Genomic DNA, 15325 nt, shown 5'->3' on the forward strand with positions numbered 1-15325 from the left:
CCCCTTTCTTAGGAAGGGGGACGTATTGTTGCCTCGAAAGGGATTTGTGGAGGTGAGATGTCAAATTTTGATCTTTGCAGGATTTACCCTGACGCCCCCGCTCCTGTCAAAGCGGGATTCGCCGAGCATGCATTAAGTGCACGGGCTTTGCGTTATTGCCGTCCTGTAAAAATGGCGTCCAAGATCGGTTGGTTATTCTATCCCCCCGTGGATTTCGCGGTGATCCTCAAGGAAGACCAAATTCTCTGGAGTTATGGTGCATTCGCCGAATGGTACATTCTGGAGAGTGCCCAACTTCCTGGAATGGCCGGGCTTGTAGACTCTCGGCTGTCCGAACATCAAGGAGCGTCGCCTCCTTTTTTGACCGCGCTGCCGGAAGAGCGCTGTGTTCAGATTTGGCTGGGATATTCAGTGCGCAGCCCACAGAATATTGCTTTGCAAGTAAGAGGGCCGATCAATCATCTCCAGCGAAGTACTTATGAGGTGATTGAAGGCGTTATCGAAAGTGAAAGGTGGCATGGTCCGCTTATCACTGTTATAAAGCTGCGTAAAGAAAATGAGCCCATAATTTTTCGCACTAATACACCGCTGATTCAATGTGTACCGGTGGATGTGCGACTGTATGAAGCCTCTGCTTGCCAAGCAAACACCATTGATGCTTTCGAGTCGTTTTCCGAGGTCGATTGGGACGGTTTTTTTGGAACGCTGCATCGGGTTGGAGAAAATTCCGTAAAAAATCGTCAAGCAACGAATAAAATACAACTGACCACAGACTTGAGTAAGTGTAGAGAAGGAAGCTCAGTATGATAAATGGAATTTTCGATAAGCCAAAAATAAAACGAGCCATCGAGCAACTGAGTGAAGTACTCGGACTGGCGCCTGATGACATTGGCTATGCCAGCGGGTCTCTGTTCGACGGATTGGGTGACGAAGATTCCGATTTTGATATCTATGTGCTGACCACGGCAGATTCGTTGAAACGCCGCGCTGCGGATTTCGACAGCGAAAGAAAAAATGATCAGCACAATTATAAGTTTGGTATTCAGTACGTTGATGTCGAGGGCGTGTCATTCGATGTTGAGTTCCATGATAAGGAAAATTTGCTGAAGCTTTTTGATTCGCTGGAGCACCTTAAACCGATCAGCCGTCAGTCGCTTCACGAGAACTATCGGTCATTGGGAGACGTGCCCCGGGACAAGGCCGTTGAAATTTTGCACCGTTTCCGAATCGGCAAGCCGTTTTTCAATGAATCGGATTTCTCTTCAATGAAGACTTGTTTTGACGAGAAAGCATTCTTCTCGTGGAATGCACTTTTTCATCTGATGGAAAGCGAAGACTTTGTCAAAGGTACAACAAGAAGCCTGAAAGCTAATGATCCCGAAAGTGCCTATTTGAAATTGTGTTATTTCCTCAACAGCTTGGCCGATGCGCAGATTTTTCTAGGCAAGGCCAGCTGCGACAGATGGAAGTGGCGATTGCCCAAATTGAGGACAATGAACGTTCCTGAGTTCCTCGCTTTCTACTTGTCCGTCCAGATACCTCAAAGCGGTTCGACTGACAATCTGAAAGCGTTTGTGGAAAAAAAGCTGCTGCAAGGGGTCTCCATCGCCAGAGACATGAAAGGTGAATTAAATGAATAGTTGCGTCAGGGAAAGCGCCGTTTCGAGCCTGCAGATACAAATCAGCCAGCAGTTCTTTCCTATATTGAAAACCATGGGCGCTTCTGACTCTGTTCTGAAAAGAATCGAGCGTGAGTTTCTTTACCGCTATGCGAAATCGCCACAACTGGCGTTGTCGCACCTGCGCCAGGAGCTCTCTCAGACGGGGCTGCGCGATTCCTGGAACTGGGTTCTGAATCACGCCCGCTCTACTTTTCTCGCCGGATTGATTGCGCCTTACGTGGAAGGGGTGACGATGGATCTGCTCTGTGGTGACGGTGCCTTGGCTATTGAGCTGGAGAAGATGACGGGCCAACTGGTGCATCTGGTGGAGCGGCCGAAAGACGTCCTTAACACCTGGCGGCCCTGGAATAGCAGAATTCGTCCTTTTGGATCGATGGGGACCAGCCTAGATAGTATTGAGGCCGATACCGTCGTGCTGTCAACGGTTCTGCATCATGAGCTATTCCCACGAGACCTGATTCGCACAGCCATTCATAAGACCAAAAAAAAGCTAGTGATCATTGAAAACTGTATCGATGAAGTATTCGACGCCGAATATCAGGTCTTCGTTGATCTGTTTTTCAACACCTGCCTGAATGAAACAAGTCTCGATTCGCCAGGTGCGCATTTACGCGAAGATGAATGGACCGCGATCCTTTATGAATTCGGGTTCAGTCAGGTAGACGTCGTTGAGCGAACCACTCAAGTGCCAGGTATTCCCCTTTCCCACACTGTCATGGTCGCGACTAAATGACTGCGCGCTATCTAGGATTGAACGGCGAACTGGTCGAGCCAGGCGTCATGCCCCGTGTGGCCGGCGTCGGTCTGATTCGTGGGGAGTACTTGTGTCGAGTATTGGGTAATTACATTACCTGCGAAAAGGTTCGAGACGGAATTCGAAACTACATTGCTACGCTTGGTGAAAGTACAAAAAACAAAGAGATCTGGTATCGACTCATCGACATGGAAAGCAGTGAAGTGAACACCTTTGAAGGGTGTGATATGCCGCTGTACGAAAAGAGTCCGATGATGGGACTGCGGGGGGCAGGAAGGGCCTTGAGGATATCGGGCACTTTCGATCTTGAAGTAGCAATGCTGATCGAGTGTGCAAAGGAAAATCACAATGTGCATGTGATCATTCCTTATGTCACTTCGGTCGTTCAATTCGAAACGCTGGCAGCGCGCATGCGAGAACTCGGATTTCCCAACAAGATAGGCGTCATGATCGAAACACCCGCAATGGCCCTCGATCTTGCGGAGTTTATTTCGGCGCAGCTGTTTGTCGTGGGATTGAATGATTTGCGGAGCCTTTGTTTGGGCATCGCCCGAGATAGATTGGCGGCCGATGCAATCCCCGGTTCGGTCATGACGCTGTTGAAGCATTGCATGACCACTGCTTCAAGTAAAAATATTCCACTGCGCGTTGCGGGATATATCGGAGCCGATAGTTTCAAGCAATTGGAGCTGGCGGGAGTGGAGGCGGTGGTGGTGCATTATAGTCATTTGAATAAAGTGTTTCCTTATGATTTCGAGCCACTGGTTGGTGAGCTGGATTATAAAAAAATAAAGAATGAGGTTCGTGCCAGAGTGGGTGATCCTATCATTCGTTAATTATTTGTCGGATGAATGCATGAATACGGATATCAGCATAAATTACTTGTCCAGACTTTACCGCCTGATGATTGAGGAGTTACGAGAAACCTGCGTGCGACATGCGGCGATTTCTGTATCGTTGCTAGAGCTGGTTGATCATATTGTCTGCATTTACGATCAGTATTGGGGGGAGCGAAGGCAAGCGGTCGTCATCGGTGCGCCTGAGGAGGCGATGCTATGGACTGAGTACGAAAAAGCTGCAGTCACCTTTGCCAATGCCCTTAATTCCAGGGCCACCATTGCGACTTGTTATTCTTCCATGGACGAGTACTGGCGCGATGCCGAGGAACAGGCGGGCGGCAGGAGTCCCAATACGATCTGGGACATCTATGAACATGGTTCGAGACGGCGTCTTGAAGCCGCTTTCGCAGAAAAATTGAATGTGCAATCAGCCCTCCTACTCAATAGCGGAATGTCGGCGATCTCCGTTGCCATGAGTGCCGTTGGGTTGAAGCCGACGGATCATGTTTTTGTCGGCAAAAGCTCGTACTTCGAAACCAATGAAGTGCTTGAGCATTTTGTAGGTGCGATCGGCTGCCAGGTGCACAGTATTGATTTTCTGGATATATCGGCCTTTGAGTGTGGGTTGCGGGAGTTCTCACCAAAGTTACTCGTGGTGGAAACTGCGACCAATTGTCCGATGCCAGAGTTATTGCCGGATTTTGCTCAAGTGAATTTTGGGACGAAATGGCCGGTTATCATTTGTGATCAAACCATCGTTGGCTTCCCTGATACAGATGTTTCACTAAACTATCCCGGAGATGTCATCTACTTGGCAAGCCTTTCAAAGTTTGTGACAAACAGTATCAGCGCGGGGTTGATTTTTGGTCAGGCTTCGATTGTCGATAGTTGTCGTAAGATCGCCAGATTTTCAGGGCAAAATCTCCAGGAGCGAGCATTCAATTTCATCCGTCATTCAGATGTTACCTGCGTAAATTACCGGATGGAGATTCACCAGAGAAACGTGCGCTTGTTCGTGAACGCATTAACGCAAGTTAAGTCAAAACTTTCACTCTTGCGAACTTTGGGGTGTGACTATCTGGGCGATGCAGTCGATGACTCGGACGTTCAAGGTTGTCTAGTTTTTTTAGCGCTCAGACCGAGTCGGGGACAAAATTATTGTGAACCCGCATTAGTTGAACACCATCGCGCGGTGGTCGGTAATTGGCAGCATTTAAGCCGACGCCACGGAGGGGACTTCGATATTCGCTCTGGCTTTGGCTGGAAGAAAACTTCGATTCGTTGTTACGAAGGCAGTCAACTGAATCAGTCCAATGCACCCTCGTACATGAGGATATCGGTGGGACTGGAATCCCGACGGGCCGCAATGTGCCTTGCCGCGCAACTCGTAGATTCAATCAGAGAGGTGACTCATGGAAGCGTGTGATGTGCGCAGTGAAGTTCATGCCACGACTATAAATGAACTGCTCGCGAGATTGTCTCCTGCAATGAGCCAGATTGCCTTCGAGCCGTCGGGCCGTCAGATGCGCGCAGAATATAGCGTCGCTCAGGCCGCTGAAAAACTTATCGATATTCTGAAGTTGCTCAGGCGGGCCAGTCATATCATTGCTGGCTCGCTGGTAGCGATTCGCTCCTATGAGTTGGAAATCGAAGCGGCTCATCATCTCTACGGCTGTTCCCTGGCGGTTGACAAGATACGGACACGATTGGGTGAACTCAGGGTTGATGAAACCAGGATTGACGATTGGCAGGATATTTCCGGGTTTGCTTCATGTACTGCAGTCTTAAACGCAGATTCAGACCTGGTGTTTGTCAGTGCTGTCTATCTAGGCTATTTCCAATTCATTCAGGACAAAATCAGCGAATACCTAACTTTCAGTGATCCCGTTCTGGACATGCCATCCAGATGCTTATTGGCAGAAACGCAAAGATTCCTTGAAGAGGCCGGCGTCTGGTTTCAAGGTTCATGCCGTTATGCAGAGAATGTTGCGTCCTTCACCTGGAGCAAAGAGTTTTCCGCACAAATCAGATCATTGATCATTGTCGAACTGCGTGATGGCGCCTCAGTGGTAGGGGGGCCGGCTGCAATCACGTCGACCTTACGACAATGCAAGGCGCAGCGAGACCCGCGGCTCAAAGTGTTTGCGCACAGCCGAAACTATTCGACTGACGATCTTCCAGGTTTGGCGTCCGGGGACAGCCAGGGAATCATGAAATTCATGGATACCTTTCGCACACAACGCGACGAGCTTGATGCCATCGAGACATTTGCCAATGTGCTGTTTGACTTGCAAGGCAATAACTTCGAGTTCGAACTGTTTCTGGCGCGGCTGGTTTCCGATGAGGCACGTCACTCCGAAATGGGCCAGCAGTGGTTGAGCAGGGCGGGTTATGACCCCTTCGATGTTCCCTGCAGTACTATTGGTATCGATGTGCGAACGACCATGCAGCCTTATACGGCATTTGCCCAGATCAATATCTTTGGTGAGCTCCAGCAAGTTGCCAGCCTGCGTCGCTTTTCGCTCGAGGCTAAGTTGTCGGGAGACGAGATCTCTGCCAACGCTCTGGACTTCACCAATGCCGATGAGTTGATGCATGTAAAAGTCGGTCGAGAGTGGGTAAAGAGCATTGCACGTTGGCAATGCACTTCATTTGACACGGTGCAGGAAGAGGCACGTGTAGAAGCGATTAATCGACTTCATGAGTTGGGCATTATCAATGAAGACTATAAGTCGACAATAACCATAAAAGAAATGGCGGCAATTATCGGGGAATAAGCATGGATATCCTTCCGGATCTGAAAAGTATGGTGGGGCGTACACCAATTCTTAAACTTTCAAAAATCAACGGTTTGAAAAGTACCAACCTGTATGCCAAATGTGAGTTTCTTAACCCTGGCGGATCGATAAAGGACCGCATTGGTTTTCACATGGTTGAGTGCGCACGTGCCAGCGGTGCACTGGTGGAAGACGGTGTCATCGTCGAGGCCACTGCTGGTAATACCGCTATGGGCCTCGCGATGGCGGCCTCACATTACAATCATCCGTTGATTGCTGTCATGAGCAGCAAGATGAGCGCCGAGAAGATCAATTTGCTGCGCACTTACGGTGCCAAGGTGGTGATTTGTCCGTATGCGGTTGCGCCTTCTTCTCCCCAGCACTTTGTCAACGTTGCCAAACGCATCGCTCAAAGTCTTCCCAACGGCTGGTTTTGCGATCAGTTCAGCAATCAGGCAAATGTTGAAGCACACTATCTTTCGACAGGCCCGGAAATCTGGGATGCCTTCGGCGACCAGCTTGACGTACTAGTTTGCGGGTTAGGCACCGGTGGGACATTGACTGGTGTCGCAACGTACCTGAAACAACGCAATAGCCGATTGCGGGTGGTGCTCGCCGACCCGCTGGGCAGCACGCATGTCAATCATTTCCAGCAAGAGCAGGTGAGCGCTTCACCGTACTGGATCGAGGGCATCGGCGGGGATTTTCGACCTGACATAGCAGATATGTCGCTGATCGATGAAACGATCCTGGTTTCAGATGCGGATTCCGTAGAGTCAGCGGTCGATTGTTTCCAGAAAGAAGGACTATTTGTCGGAGGCTCTTCCGGTACCATTCTGGCCGCAGCCAGAAAGTACATTAAAAATAATGAAGGGACTGACCAACGTATTCTCGCATTGCTTCCCGATGGCGGCCGGTCGTATCTAAGCACTATTTATAATCCACAATGGCGGGCAGAGAAGGGCTTGATCATCGGTTCTGAGTTTGGCGACCTAGAGTTTGTTTAGGAGTAGGCTATGTATATAACCGGTCATTGCTTTATTTCTGATGCATGTGGACTATGGGCTAATCGAAAAATATACGGTGAAGGTATTGGCTATATTACTTTTCCGGATTATGCGCGCGGCCATGATGTCGGCTATCAACAGTGTTTTATTGCACGTCAACGCTCTGAAAGCCAAGAGCTTGCAGTATCGCATTTGCTAGCCGATTGGTGGGTTCACTACGGTCCGGGAGATGAAAGAACCCGAAAAGGGTGGGCCTACAGAAAAATGGGCATCTTTGCTAAGATGTACGATGATTTCTTCTCGACGGCCGAAAACCAGGGGTTGAGGAATCCGTCTGTCGAGAGGGACTCCTATCGGGGCTTTTCACATACGATGGTCGAGTATTCGATTGATACTTGGATTTCCCGAACGCAACCGGTGGAGCATCACTTTCACACGGTCCAACAGGGAATCAGCGCGATAGATACGGGGCAACTGACGCGGCATCTGGGGTTTATGGCCGATGAGTTCGATATGGACAGTGAAGTATTTCGCAGTGACTTACAGAGTTTTCAAGAGCGGGTTAGCCGCGCTGGCAATACCGGTGATTGGGTATTGTTCGCGGGACTGAAGAAGTTTGGACTGACTCATTGTCCTCAATCGTTAAACCTGCTCGGAGAATGCATTGATCGCGGGTTGGCACAGATATCGGATCAGGACATGACATCCATGCTGGGTGAGTGCGTCGAGTTTGTCCGTTCCCGTACATTGTCTAATCGTATATAGGAGCGTCCATGGATACGCTTGGACATTGTTACGTGGCGGAACTTAGTGGAGAGTTCTCGTCTGCGGATATTTATACCCGACAGTTTCTGACGATGCTCATTCCGAACATTTTTCACTGCCATGACTGGGCCTATCAGCACATTCTGAGTCCCGGTTACCCGTGTTTGAGTTCCGTGGAGAAACGTCCACCATTCCGGGAAATAAAGGCTCACCTGATTGCTGACTGGATTATTCATTACGGCAGCGATTGGTCAAGTCTGGAGAAAAGGAAGTGTGGCTGGGCCTATAGCAAGATGGGGCTTTCGGCTGGCGGATATCAAGATTTTTATTCCGGTCTCAAAGCCTCTGAGTTGCTCCTCGATAGTGCCGTTCTACCAGAGGATTGGAATAAGAAAAAGCGTCTTGATTTCCATCACAGTGCTGTCGAGTATGCGTTGGACATAATCATTGCAGAGCACTTTTCAAATGCTTCGCACTTTGACGCCTTACAGGATTTTTTCTCGGTAATCGATCCTCCGGAGGACGAGGAGCAGTTCCGCACGTTGCTCGCTACGCTGACCGACATGGAGTTTGACTCGGACAGAAACATCGGAATATGGCGCGACTCTTTTCAGGAAACACTCGATTCGGTGCGTCTGGCACAGCGGGCCGCAGATATTCCGATCTATGGTTTTGCAAAAAAGTATGGCTTGAACATGAGCCGTGATGCATTGACTCAGGCACGTAGTTTTTTGTACTCGATTGTCGATGAAATAGCTCCGCAAGAGGCGTTCGAGCTTTGCCAGTCCATCTCCAGGGGCATCAGCCGAAATTTATAGTGAGAGGGATTTATGTCTACGCCTGAAACTGAACTGGGTCTGATTACGGTAACACCGGACGCTATGGCCCAGGATTTGCTCAAGCCCATACTTGAGGCCTTGCACAATGCCGATATCTACGTAGTTGCAGCCATGCCCCATCGGTTTTCGATCCCGGAAGTGCTGTTGCTCTATCAGGGCCGAATTACTCACGATCGGGGAGAGAGCCGGACGCTATCGAACTGGCTCTCACCTCGGTCGTTTACAGCAGGCGGTTCAGTCGTGCTGGCAGTTCGATCCCGGCAAGCGCTCCCGCAGGGACTTCAGCCCTACATTGCATCCCTCAAAGGCAGCAGCCGCATGGCCGAGCCGAAAGTCGGGAAGCTGCGGGCGCTCACGACATGGTGTGAGCGCAGTTTGTCGGTGGTACATAGTCCGGATGACGATGATGGCGTCGAACATGAGCTGCAGTTGTTGTTTGGCCCGGAGTTCGCTGTCCGAATTAACCAACTGGCGGACGCAGCTCTGGAGAGCGAGGTGCTTTATCTGGTGGGGCAGCACGCCAGAGTGGATGGTGCGTCCTCAGTCTTCAGTGGGCTGCCGAACATTCTGGCAAGAGGAGTCGCGTGTCTGTATGGCAGCCCTGTTTTTACCGCAAAAGACCGACTGCTCGAGCTGATTGAAGGCTTGCGGCGGTTGTCCAGGGATGTTTCCCGGCAAGCGGCGCACGCTCAGGTCCCGTTCTTGTGGTCGGGTCTGGCATCGTTCAAAAAAGACTTCATCGCGCTGCATGAATGCTGCAAGGAAGGCGTGATGGATAATGCATCGCTCAAGCAGTCACTCTATCGGTATCGATTGATGTGCATGACGAATACGATGGTCGCAGCGTGTGATCCGGCTCTGCTCAAGGTCGATGTGTCTGAAGAGCTATGCCGCGCATTCAGCGCAGCGGGGCTTGTCCTCGATCACTGGGAAGAGCAGGCGTTGCATGTTGTCGCGGCCTATCACACGGATACGGCCGAATGATTATTCGTGACACCGGTCCAATCCTTCATCTTGGCCGGTGCCACCATGCGGCATGGGCAGACTGGTTGTACCGCATCCGCCATTTGACACGTTCGCAGCGTGGCCTCTGTTCTCAAGGGCGTACCTTGTATTTCGATTCGCTGGCAGTGCTCAAACGCAAGCGCGAATTGTGGCATCGGGATGGCGCCAGGTTGTTGGTCAAGGTGCCTTTGAGGGCCGCCTGCTCCACCTCGGCTTTTCTGCTCAACGACGGATTTAAAAACGTAGTGTCGCTTTCGGGGGGCATTTTGTCGGTTGAGTCCGCATTGGTCCTGAATCCTCAAAGAGCGTGGCCTGAGGGTTGGCGCTGTGACGTGGCGAACGGCTTTACGGCTTCGGCATTGCTGAAAATCTACCAATGTTCGCAGCGCCAGTGCGATCTGACGCCCGTTCCCTTGTGGCTGTTGAAAGATTGTCGCCAGGGGCGGACATTGATATTGCGCAGTCCCGAGGGAGAAGTCGCGGGAGGCGCGGCGGTGGCTTTTTTTCGAAACGCTGGGGGTGCTTGGGATTTTCTGTTGTTTGGCGTGTTTGTGATGGCCGCTCATCGTGGTCGCGGATTTGGCGAACGGCTGGTCAGACACTTGCTTGGGTTGCCGGAAGTCGCCAAAAGCCGTATGGGTTTTATCATGCTGGAGACAGAGTACGTCATTGAATTTTATGCGCGGTTCGGATTCATGGCCGCTGATCATTTCGGCTTTTTGTACTGCGACGGATATTCGACGAGGATTAAATGAATTTCAGATTATCATTGAGCGGTGAGCTGCCTACGCCATCGGTTGCAGCATTTTTTTCGGGAGTAGGTCTGCTTCGCAGCGAGTTCGTCCTGCGCAGACACGGCGCTGGGCTCCAACAACATTCTGTGCAAGAGGCGCTTACGCAATACGTGATCGCGGTATGCGAGTTATTTCAAGGCAAGCCGGTTTGGTATCGCTTGGCCGACTTGTGGGCTGATGAGGCTGCCACGTTAGCCACAGAAAAGACCTATATCGTGGAGCAGAATCCGATGCTCGGTATCAGGGGGCTGCGGCGTGCCCGAGTGGATCAGGAGGCGTTTCGGATTGAACTGGGGATACTCGGGGCGCTCGCCGCACGTTTCGACAACCTGCATATCATTTTTCCGTTTATCCAGGATCGTACCGAATTCGACTATTTCGCTTCGGCTCTCAAGAAAATGCAGTGGCCGAACAGGTACGGGACAATGCTGGAAGTGCCTTCCGCTTTGCTTGAGGTCGAGCACTTTATCAGCAGCGGCGCCAGCAATCTGGTGTTCGGCCTGAATGATCTTTCATGTTTGACGCTCGGCCAGGATCGTGGGGCGGATGATATAAAATTGCATCCGGCCTTGTGGCGTCTGATCAATCAGGCCATTGCCGATATTTCAGGGCGTTGCGAGTACGGTGTGGCAGGAAAGTTTTCCGCGAAAATTCTGGAGAAGGTCAGCAAGGAAAAAGTGGATTATATTTCGCTGCATTATGGTCAGTTACCGGAACTGCTGGATAATCCAGCGTTTCTGGAGATGGAAGACGTGAACCTAGTGAGTCAGATCAAACGGCAAACCAATTTGGCCAAACGTGCTTTAAAACGGGAGACGTAAACACCTCGAGAATCGGATATGACGGGCTGACTGAAGTGAGTCGAACTAAAAGTCGTCGACGCATGGGATGGTGGCTTCTGGCCGTGCGGCCTTTGGTAATAGACCGAAACGCAGCGGTACTTCAGACAGTCGTTACTCTGTGCCAAGCACTCATAGGAAAACCAGCCTGAAGAGTTGCTTGCGGTGGCCGATATTCGTAGGTTGTGAGTTGACTGGTGAGCAGGGGAGGTTGGGTCATACCCTATTGATCCTGTGAAAGTGTCACTACCGGCTTGATTATCATTCGTCCATTGGCTATGGGTAGAATCCAATAGCCTTGCTTAGAATTACACCTTTTCGCTCTTGAAACACCCCGAAAACAAGTCCAGGATTGAGTCTTTTCTTGCTTCAGCAACAAAAGAAACCCCTTAGATTTCAACGAGTCGGACACCAGATGCGAGTCTCGTTTCCCGCTCCAAACATAGCGCTGCATAGTTGATTGAATTCTGCAAGCGATCGAAATAAGGACCTTCGGGTCCTTTTTTCGTTTCAGTAATTCCTCTCTAAACCACTATCAGCCTCGTTTTTTCAGTACATTTTTCAGTACATTAATCCGGTGCCCGGTACCTACCCTGAAATTAGCTTACGAGGGGCTCACGCTTTGCGTGATGTTGCCGGGACGCTGATAGAAAGGGGAATCGATCCGCGTGACATCCAGCTCCTGCAACACCCACCCCATCTGCTCCATCACCGCAAAATGCCCCCCGTCGATCATGTGCAGGCTGAAGTTCGCACCGCTGACCCGCTGCCAGGCCAGCAGGGATTCGTATCCCACCTGCGGATCATCGATGGCGCCAAACACCCGCACGGGGATCTCCAGCGGGCGGGGATGCAGGTGCCGATAGTCGAGGATCAACGTCAGGTCCGCTTGCAGGATCGGTACGGCGATGTCCATCATCGCCTTGTTTTCCAGGACCTCGCGCGGGGTGCCGGGTGCCGTGGCGGTGTCGGGCACCGCGGGCGTTTCCTGTTGCATAGGGTGCTGCAGTTGCAAGTAGCGGTTGCAGGCCTCGGGATGCTCGCACAACAGGTGCTCGACCACATCGCCAAGATGGCGGCAGTCGAAGAGCAAAGTCTTGTTGAGGCCGGGGAACACCGGCTGGATTCGCTCGTTGAAGTTGAGGATCGCCAGGGAAGTCAGGCCGATCTCATGGAACGGCGCCTCATCGTGCAGCGATGCCGGGGCCAGTCCGGTGGCCTGCAGGAGCAGGTCGCGCACTAATTCCTTGAGTACCGGCTTGAGCGCGGCGTCTTCCCTGGATTGGATCATGTTCACTCCTTGAACCGACCATGGCGCAGCGTTCGGCGGATACGGGGCCGCCGACGCGAAGGCGCCAGGCAATGCTGACTTTCAATGGGGTTGAACGGCGACCGGCAAACTTCCGACCACGGTCCGGCGAAGGTTTACAGCGTGATGTTGGGGGTGGGGTAGAACAAAATATTGAGTACGAAGAGGATCATCCAGAAACCGATTTCCAGTGTTTCGGTAATAGGCTGGATCTTCTTGATTGCGCCGTAGACATGCACGAAAAACATCATCGTGAAGACTACGAAAAGAATATCGAAGGCATAACTGAAACTGGTGCCTGTGGTGGCCGAACGCAACATTGCTACTTCAACGACAAGGATGAACGCGCCGAGGCAACGGCCGAAATAGATAGCCAGGTGTTCGTGTTCGGGGACGGTCCAGCGCATGAGCCGGGCCCATTGGAGCGGGGCGAAAAAGATGGGTAAGGCAAAGAAGAGGGTGGTCACCACCATCAGGATTGTGATGTATTCCTTGCTGTATTGCGCATAGTAACCAAGCATTTAAGAACTCCTTGTCTCATCGGCGCATCTAGGCGCCCGGCAGTAATTATTATTGTTGTGACTGGCTGGTTTTGCGGCGTGAAGTATTACGAGGGCTGGCCAGAAGCGTCAATTGTACAAAAGCGCCTACTACCAACGGCGCGGAGGGGAGTAGTACCACTCACACGCTAAGTTTCGACGGATGGAAGTGGTATCTGGGCGGAGCTCACTGCGGCGACGGCGACTGGCGTTTGCGCGACGCGAAACAGGTAGTGTTGAGGATGAGCACAGCTATTGCGTATAGGTGAAATCGCCCCACGGAAGCCTGAGGATCGCTTCCCAGCCTCGATAGCTCCTGAATCGAATCAAGCGTCCGAGTCGATTTGACAGCAAAACGATCCGCTAACAACCGGATATGAGTAATGTGCTGATGAATTTTACCCACCGCCGCACCTGGCCTCTGCGTGGCGTTTTAAAGAACTTGGAGCCAGTTTGCTCTGCGTCGTACTGCGAGCTGTTCAGATCAAGCCACGCTCCCGCTGTCGTTTGGAAAGGCTTCTGTTTTCTTGCTTGATGCGGAATTGAAAAAAAGTCCAGAATTAAGTCCGTTGCTGCTGTTGAAAGAAAAGAAACCCCTTGAATTTCAATGAGTCGGACGTCAGTTACCAGTCTCGTGGTCACGGAGGAGTCGGACGATCTCAATCACGTCGCCGTCTCTCACACGATAGAACACGATATGTCGCGGACTTTTGACCACGCCATGAGGTTGTTTGGCCTGCTGGCGTGAATAAATGAGGAGCGAGCTCATTGCGGTCGTGGCTGCCAACGCGATAGGCGTATCGGCAATCGCTTGCAACGCCGCGAGGGTCAGCGCCTGGGAGAGCCTGAGGATGTCGACAATGTCTGTGCGCGCAGCGTCGGAAATCCGATACTGCGGCATGCTCAACGTTTCTCGCGTGCGGGGAGGGTTGCCTCCTGGCTCAATCCCTCAAGGAAATGCTCCAGATCCCCTTCGTTCAACTGAGTGAAGCGCCCGTGCTCAAGGTCCATGATGCCTATCAAGGTAGCCTGACGCAGGGCCTCAATTTTAGCGATGTCTTCGGCGACGCGCTGCTCCAATAGACGCAAACCTTCTCGCATCACTTCGCTGGCATTCTGATAACGGCCGGACTGCACCAGGTCATGGATAACCTGTTCCTGGTGAGGGGCGAGCACAACGTTTCGCGTCGCCATAATGAGCTCCAGTTCTGGGCAAGCAGGCTCTTTCGACTATTGGCATATGCCATTTTGCCCGCGGACGAATCGCTCGGGATTTGTATCTGACGAACTGTGTCGTGCTGGTCATCCGTCTGCAGGGCGAAGCTCGCGAGCTCCTGGAGGTAGCCCTCAGTGGCGAATTATTGCGCGGCTTCAATGTTGAAATGCTGCAGCCGCCACCCCTTAAGGCCAGTACCGCCGGGGAGGATGTGAAGCTTTGGCTTGCTCAGCGACAATTATGGCCAAACGTACTGTATCTACCTTTGCGCAGCGACGGCGTGGGCCGCTTCGACAGCCAGGTGGCCATCAGTACGTCCGTGGGTTTCTCACAATTCATTTATCCGTAGGGGATCTCATGGACTTGGTATTGCGCGCAGCCACCCTTTACCTCGTGTTGATGATTCTATTCAGGATCGTCGGCAGGCGCTCCCTGGCGCAACTCACTACTCGAACCGGAACGCTACACCCGGGCAGGGGACGCCATACGTCACTCCAGCGCCTTACTGATGCGCGAAGCCAGCAGTCGTAGTCTGCTATTGTTGATTTCCGATGGCAAACCAAATGATATCGATCAGTATGAGGGTCGTTATGGTGTAGAAGACATGCGCCAGGCTATTTGGCACGCGTCAATACGCCTTGTTGCCCAGATCCGAGTTGTTGCCCGGCGTGTTGTTGAAGTGGATCGGAAGGCTGGTGATGGCTTGAGCTTCCACAATTCGCCTTCTCTTTGGAGAATCCTTTTATGCCTAAAGACAAGACCCCATCGTCGGTTGTTGCACAACAACTTCAGATGACGCTTTCGAGATGGGACGCTGAAGACACATCAAAAGTTTTTCCCACCCAAGGCACTCATGAGCTTCCCGAATTATCAAATACCGAGTTGGTTCACCTTCGTGTTCGTGTGATTGCTCTGGAAAATCTGGTTATCGCGTTGCTCGCCCAAGGGACGGATCAACAG

General features: G+C 51.6%; 16 protein-coding genes and 4 pseudogenes. 16 read left to right on the top strand and 4 right to left on the bottom strand.

Annotated features, from left to right (window positions below):
• The first annotated feature begins 57 nt into the window (after positions 1-57).
• From LQ215_RS23725 to LQ215_RS23780, 12 genes are read left to right on the top strand one after another with little or no spacing between them, the layout of a single operon-like run.
• Positions 58-807, top strand: coding sequence for a hypothetical protein (locus LQ215_RS23725; RefSeq protein WP_230152826.1), 750 nt, complete (start codon positions 58-60; stop codon positions 805-807).
• A complete protein-coding gene (locus LQ215_RS23730; RefSeq protein ID WP_230152827.1) occupies positions 804-1640 on the top strand; it encodes a hypothetical protein in 837 nt (278 codons plus the stop codon). Before LQ215_RS23725 ends, LQ215_RS23730 begins: the two co-directional genes overlap by 4 nt.
• A complete protein-coding gene (locus tag LQ215_RS23735) occupies positions 1633-2415 on the top strand; it encodes a hypothetical protein (protein WP_230152828.1) in 783 nt (260 codons plus the stop codon). Before LQ215_RS23730 ends, LQ215_RS23735 begins: the two co-directional genes overlap by 8 nt.
• Complete coding sequence (locus tag LQ215_RS23740; protein WP_230152829.1) at positions 2412-3272, top strand: putative PEP-binding protein; 861 nt, start codon at positions 2412-2414, stop codon at positions 3270-3272. The genes LQ215_RS23735 and LQ215_RS23740 overlap by 4 nt, the downstream gene beginning before the upstream one ends.
• Positions 3273-3291: 19 nt before the next feature.
• Positions 3292-4701: a PLP-dependent transferase gene (locus tag LQ215_RS23745; protein ID WP_230152830.1), complete on the top strand. Its 1410-nt coding sequence runs from the start codon at positions 3292-3294 to the stop codon at positions 4699-4701.
• On the top strand, positions 4688-6052 hold the full coding sequence (locus tag LQ215_RS23750; protein ID WP_230152831.1) for a hypothetical protein: 1365 nt from the start codon (positions 4688-4690) through the stop codon (positions 6050-6052). The genes LQ215_RS23745 and LQ215_RS23750 overlap by 14 nt, the downstream gene beginning before the upstream one ends.
• A gap of 2 nt (positions 6053-6054) precedes the next feature.
• Positions 6055-7059, top strand: a complete 1005-nt coding sequence (locus tag LQ215_RS23755; protein WP_230152832.1) for a PLP-dependent cysteine synthase family protein — start codon at positions 6055-6057, stop codon at positions 7057-7059.
• A gap of 9 nt (positions 7060-7068) precedes the next feature.
• Complete coding sequence (locus tag LQ215_RS23760) at positions 7069-7824, top strand: hypothetical protein (RefSeq protein WP_230152833.1); 756 nt, start codon at positions 7069-7071, stop codon at positions 7822-7824.
• Positions 7825-7832: 8 nt separating this feature from the next.
• Entirely contained in the window at positions 7833-8642 is an 810-nt protein-coding gene (locus LQ215_RS23765; protein WP_230152834.1) for a hypothetical protein, read from the top strand.
• Positions 8643-8654: 12 nt separating this feature from the next.
• Positions 8655-9647, top strand: a complete 993-nt coding sequence (locus LQ215_RS23770) for a hypothetical protein (RefSeq protein WP_230152835.1) — start codon at positions 8655-8657, stop codon at positions 9645-9647.
• Positions 9644-10423, top strand: coding sequence for a GNAT family N-acetyltransferase (locus LQ215_RS23775; RefSeq protein ID WP_230152836.1), 780 nt, complete (start codon positions 9644-9646; stop codon positions 10421-10423). The genes LQ215_RS23770 and LQ215_RS23775 overlap by 4 nt, the downstream gene beginning before the upstream one ends.
• Positions 10420-11283, top strand: coding sequence for a putative PEP-binding protein (locus LQ215_RS23780; RefSeq protein ID WP_230152837.1), 864 nt, complete (start codon positions 10420-10422; stop codon positions 11281-11283). Before LQ215_RS23775 ends, LQ215_RS23780 begins: the two co-directional genes overlap by 4 nt.
• 622 nt (positions 11284-11905) lie before the next feature.
• Here LQ215_RS23780 and LQ215_RS23785 read toward each other — a convergent pair.
• The 4 genes and pseudogenes from LQ215_RS23785 to LQ215_RS23800 all read right to left on the bottom strand — a co-directional run bounded on the left by LQ215_RS23785 (position 11906) and on the right by LQ215_RS23800 (position 14343).
• The gene (locus LQ215_RS23785) at positions 11906-12592 is read right to left on the bottom strand and encodes a thioesterase domain-containing protein (RefSeq protein ID WP_230152838.1); all 687 of its coding nucleotides are present in this window, start codon (positions 12590-12592) and stop codon (positions 11906-11908) included.
• A 134-nt stretch (positions 12593-12726) separates the two neighbouring features.
• Entirely contained in the window at positions 12727-13131 is a 405-nt protein-coding gene (locus LQ215_RS23790; protein WP_230152839.1) for a hypothetical protein, read from the bottom strand.
• A 637-nt stretch (positions 13132-13768) separates the two neighbouring features.
• Positions 13769-14050 (bottom strand): annotated as a pseudogene (locus tag LQ215_RS23795) (type II toxin-antitoxin system RelE/ParE family toxin).
• Between the two features lie 2 nt (positions 14051-14052).
• On the bottom strand, positions 14053-14343 hold the full coding sequence (locus tag LQ215_RS23800) for a type II toxin-antitoxin system ParD family antitoxin (protein WP_230152841.1): 291 nt from the start codon (positions 14341-14343) through the stop codon (positions 14053-14055).
• A gap of 101 nt (positions 14344-14444) precedes the next feature.
• Here LQ215_RS23800 and LQ215_RS23805 point away from each other — a divergent pair, with 101 nt between their 5' ends.
• The 4 genes and pseudogenes from LQ215_RS23805 to LQ215_RS23815 all read left to right on the top strand — a co-directional run.
• Positions 14445-14714, top strand: coding sequence for a hypothetical protein (locus LQ215_RS23805; RefSeq protein WP_230152842.1), 270 nt, complete (start codon positions 14445-14447; stop codon positions 14712-14714).
• A gap of 8 nt (positions 14715-14722) precedes the next feature.
• A pseudogene (locus LQ215_RS29835) lies at positions 14723-14815 on the top strand (DUF421 domain-containing protein); the annotation flags it as partial.
• Positions 14802-15072 (top strand): annotated as a pseudogene (locus LQ215_RS23810) (nitric oxide reductase activation protein NorD); the annotation flags it as partial. The pseudogenes LQ215_RS29835 and LQ215_RS23810, both read left to right, overlap by 14 nt.
• 37 nt (positions 15073-15109) lie before the next feature.
• Positions 15110-15325, top strand: a pseudogene (locus LQ215_RS23815) (hypothetical protein); the annotation flags it as partial.

Origin of the sequence: Pseudomonas brassicacearum, from assembly GCF_918698105.1 — a bacterium.
GTDB lineage: Bacteria > Pseudomonadota > Gammaproteobacteria > Pseudomonadales > Pseudomonadaceae > Aquipseudomonas > Aquipseudomonas brassicacearum_F.

Bases quoted from the DNA above. Each gene is read 5' to 3' on its own strand.
- LQ215_RS23725 (WP_230152826.1), top strand. From the start codon at position 58: ATGTCAAATTTTGATCTTTGCAGGATTTACCCTGACGCCCCCGCTCCT.
- LQ215_RS23730 (WP_230152827.1), top strand. From the start codon at position 804: ATGATAAATGGAATTTTCGATAAGCCAAAAATAAAACGAGCCATCGAG.
- LQ215_RS23735 (WP_230152828.1), top strand. From the start codon at position 1,633: ATGAATAGTTGCGTCAGGGAAAGCGCCGTTTCGAGCCTGCAGATACAA.
- LQ215_RS23740 (WP_230152829.1), top strand. From the start codon at position 2,412: ATGACTGCGCGCTATCTAGGATTGAACGGCGAACTGGTCGAGCCAGGC.
- LQ215_RS23745 (WP_230152830.1), top strand. From the start codon at position 3,292: ATGAATACGGATATCAGCATAAATTACTTGTCCAGACTTTACCGCCTG.
- LQ215_RS23750 (WP_230152831.1), top strand. From the start codon at position 4,688: ATGGAAGCGTGTGATGTGCGCAGTGAAGTTCATGCCACGACTATAAAT.
- LQ215_RS23755 (WP_230152832.1), top strand. From the start codon at position 6,055: ATGGATATCCTTCCGGATCTGAAAAGTATGGTGGGGCGTACACCAATT.
- LQ215_RS23760 (WP_230152833.1), top strand. From the start codon at position 7,069: ATGTATATAACCGGTCATTGCTTTATTTCTGATGCATGTGGACTATGG.
- LQ215_RS23765 (WP_230152834.1), top strand. From the start codon at position 7,833: ATGGATACGCTTGGACATTGTTACGTGGCGGAACTTAGTGGAGAGTTC.
- LQ215_RS23770 (WP_230152835.1), top strand. From the start codon at position 8,655: ATGTCTACGCCTGAAACTGAACTGGGTCTGATTACGGTAACACCGGAC.
- LQ215_RS23775 (WP_230152836.1), top strand. From the start codon at position 9,644: ATGATTATTCGTGACACCGGTCCAATCCTTCATCTTGGCCGGTGCCAC.
- LQ215_RS23780 (WP_230152837.1), top strand. From the start codon at position 10,420: ATGAATTTCAGATTATCATTGAGCGGTGAGCTGCCTACGCCATCGGTT.
- LQ215_RS23785 (WP_230152838.1), bottom strand. From the start codon at position 12,592: ATGATCCAATCCAGGGAAGACGCCGCGCTCAAGCCGGTACTCAAGGAA.
- LQ215_RS23790 (WP_230152839.1), bottom strand. From the start codon at position 13,131: ATGCTTGGTTACTATGCGCAATACAGCAAGGAATACATCACAATCCTG.
- LQ215_RS23800 (WP_230152841.1), bottom strand. From the start codon at position 14,343: ATGGCGACGCGAAACGTTGTGCTCGCCCCTCACCAGGAACAGGTTATC.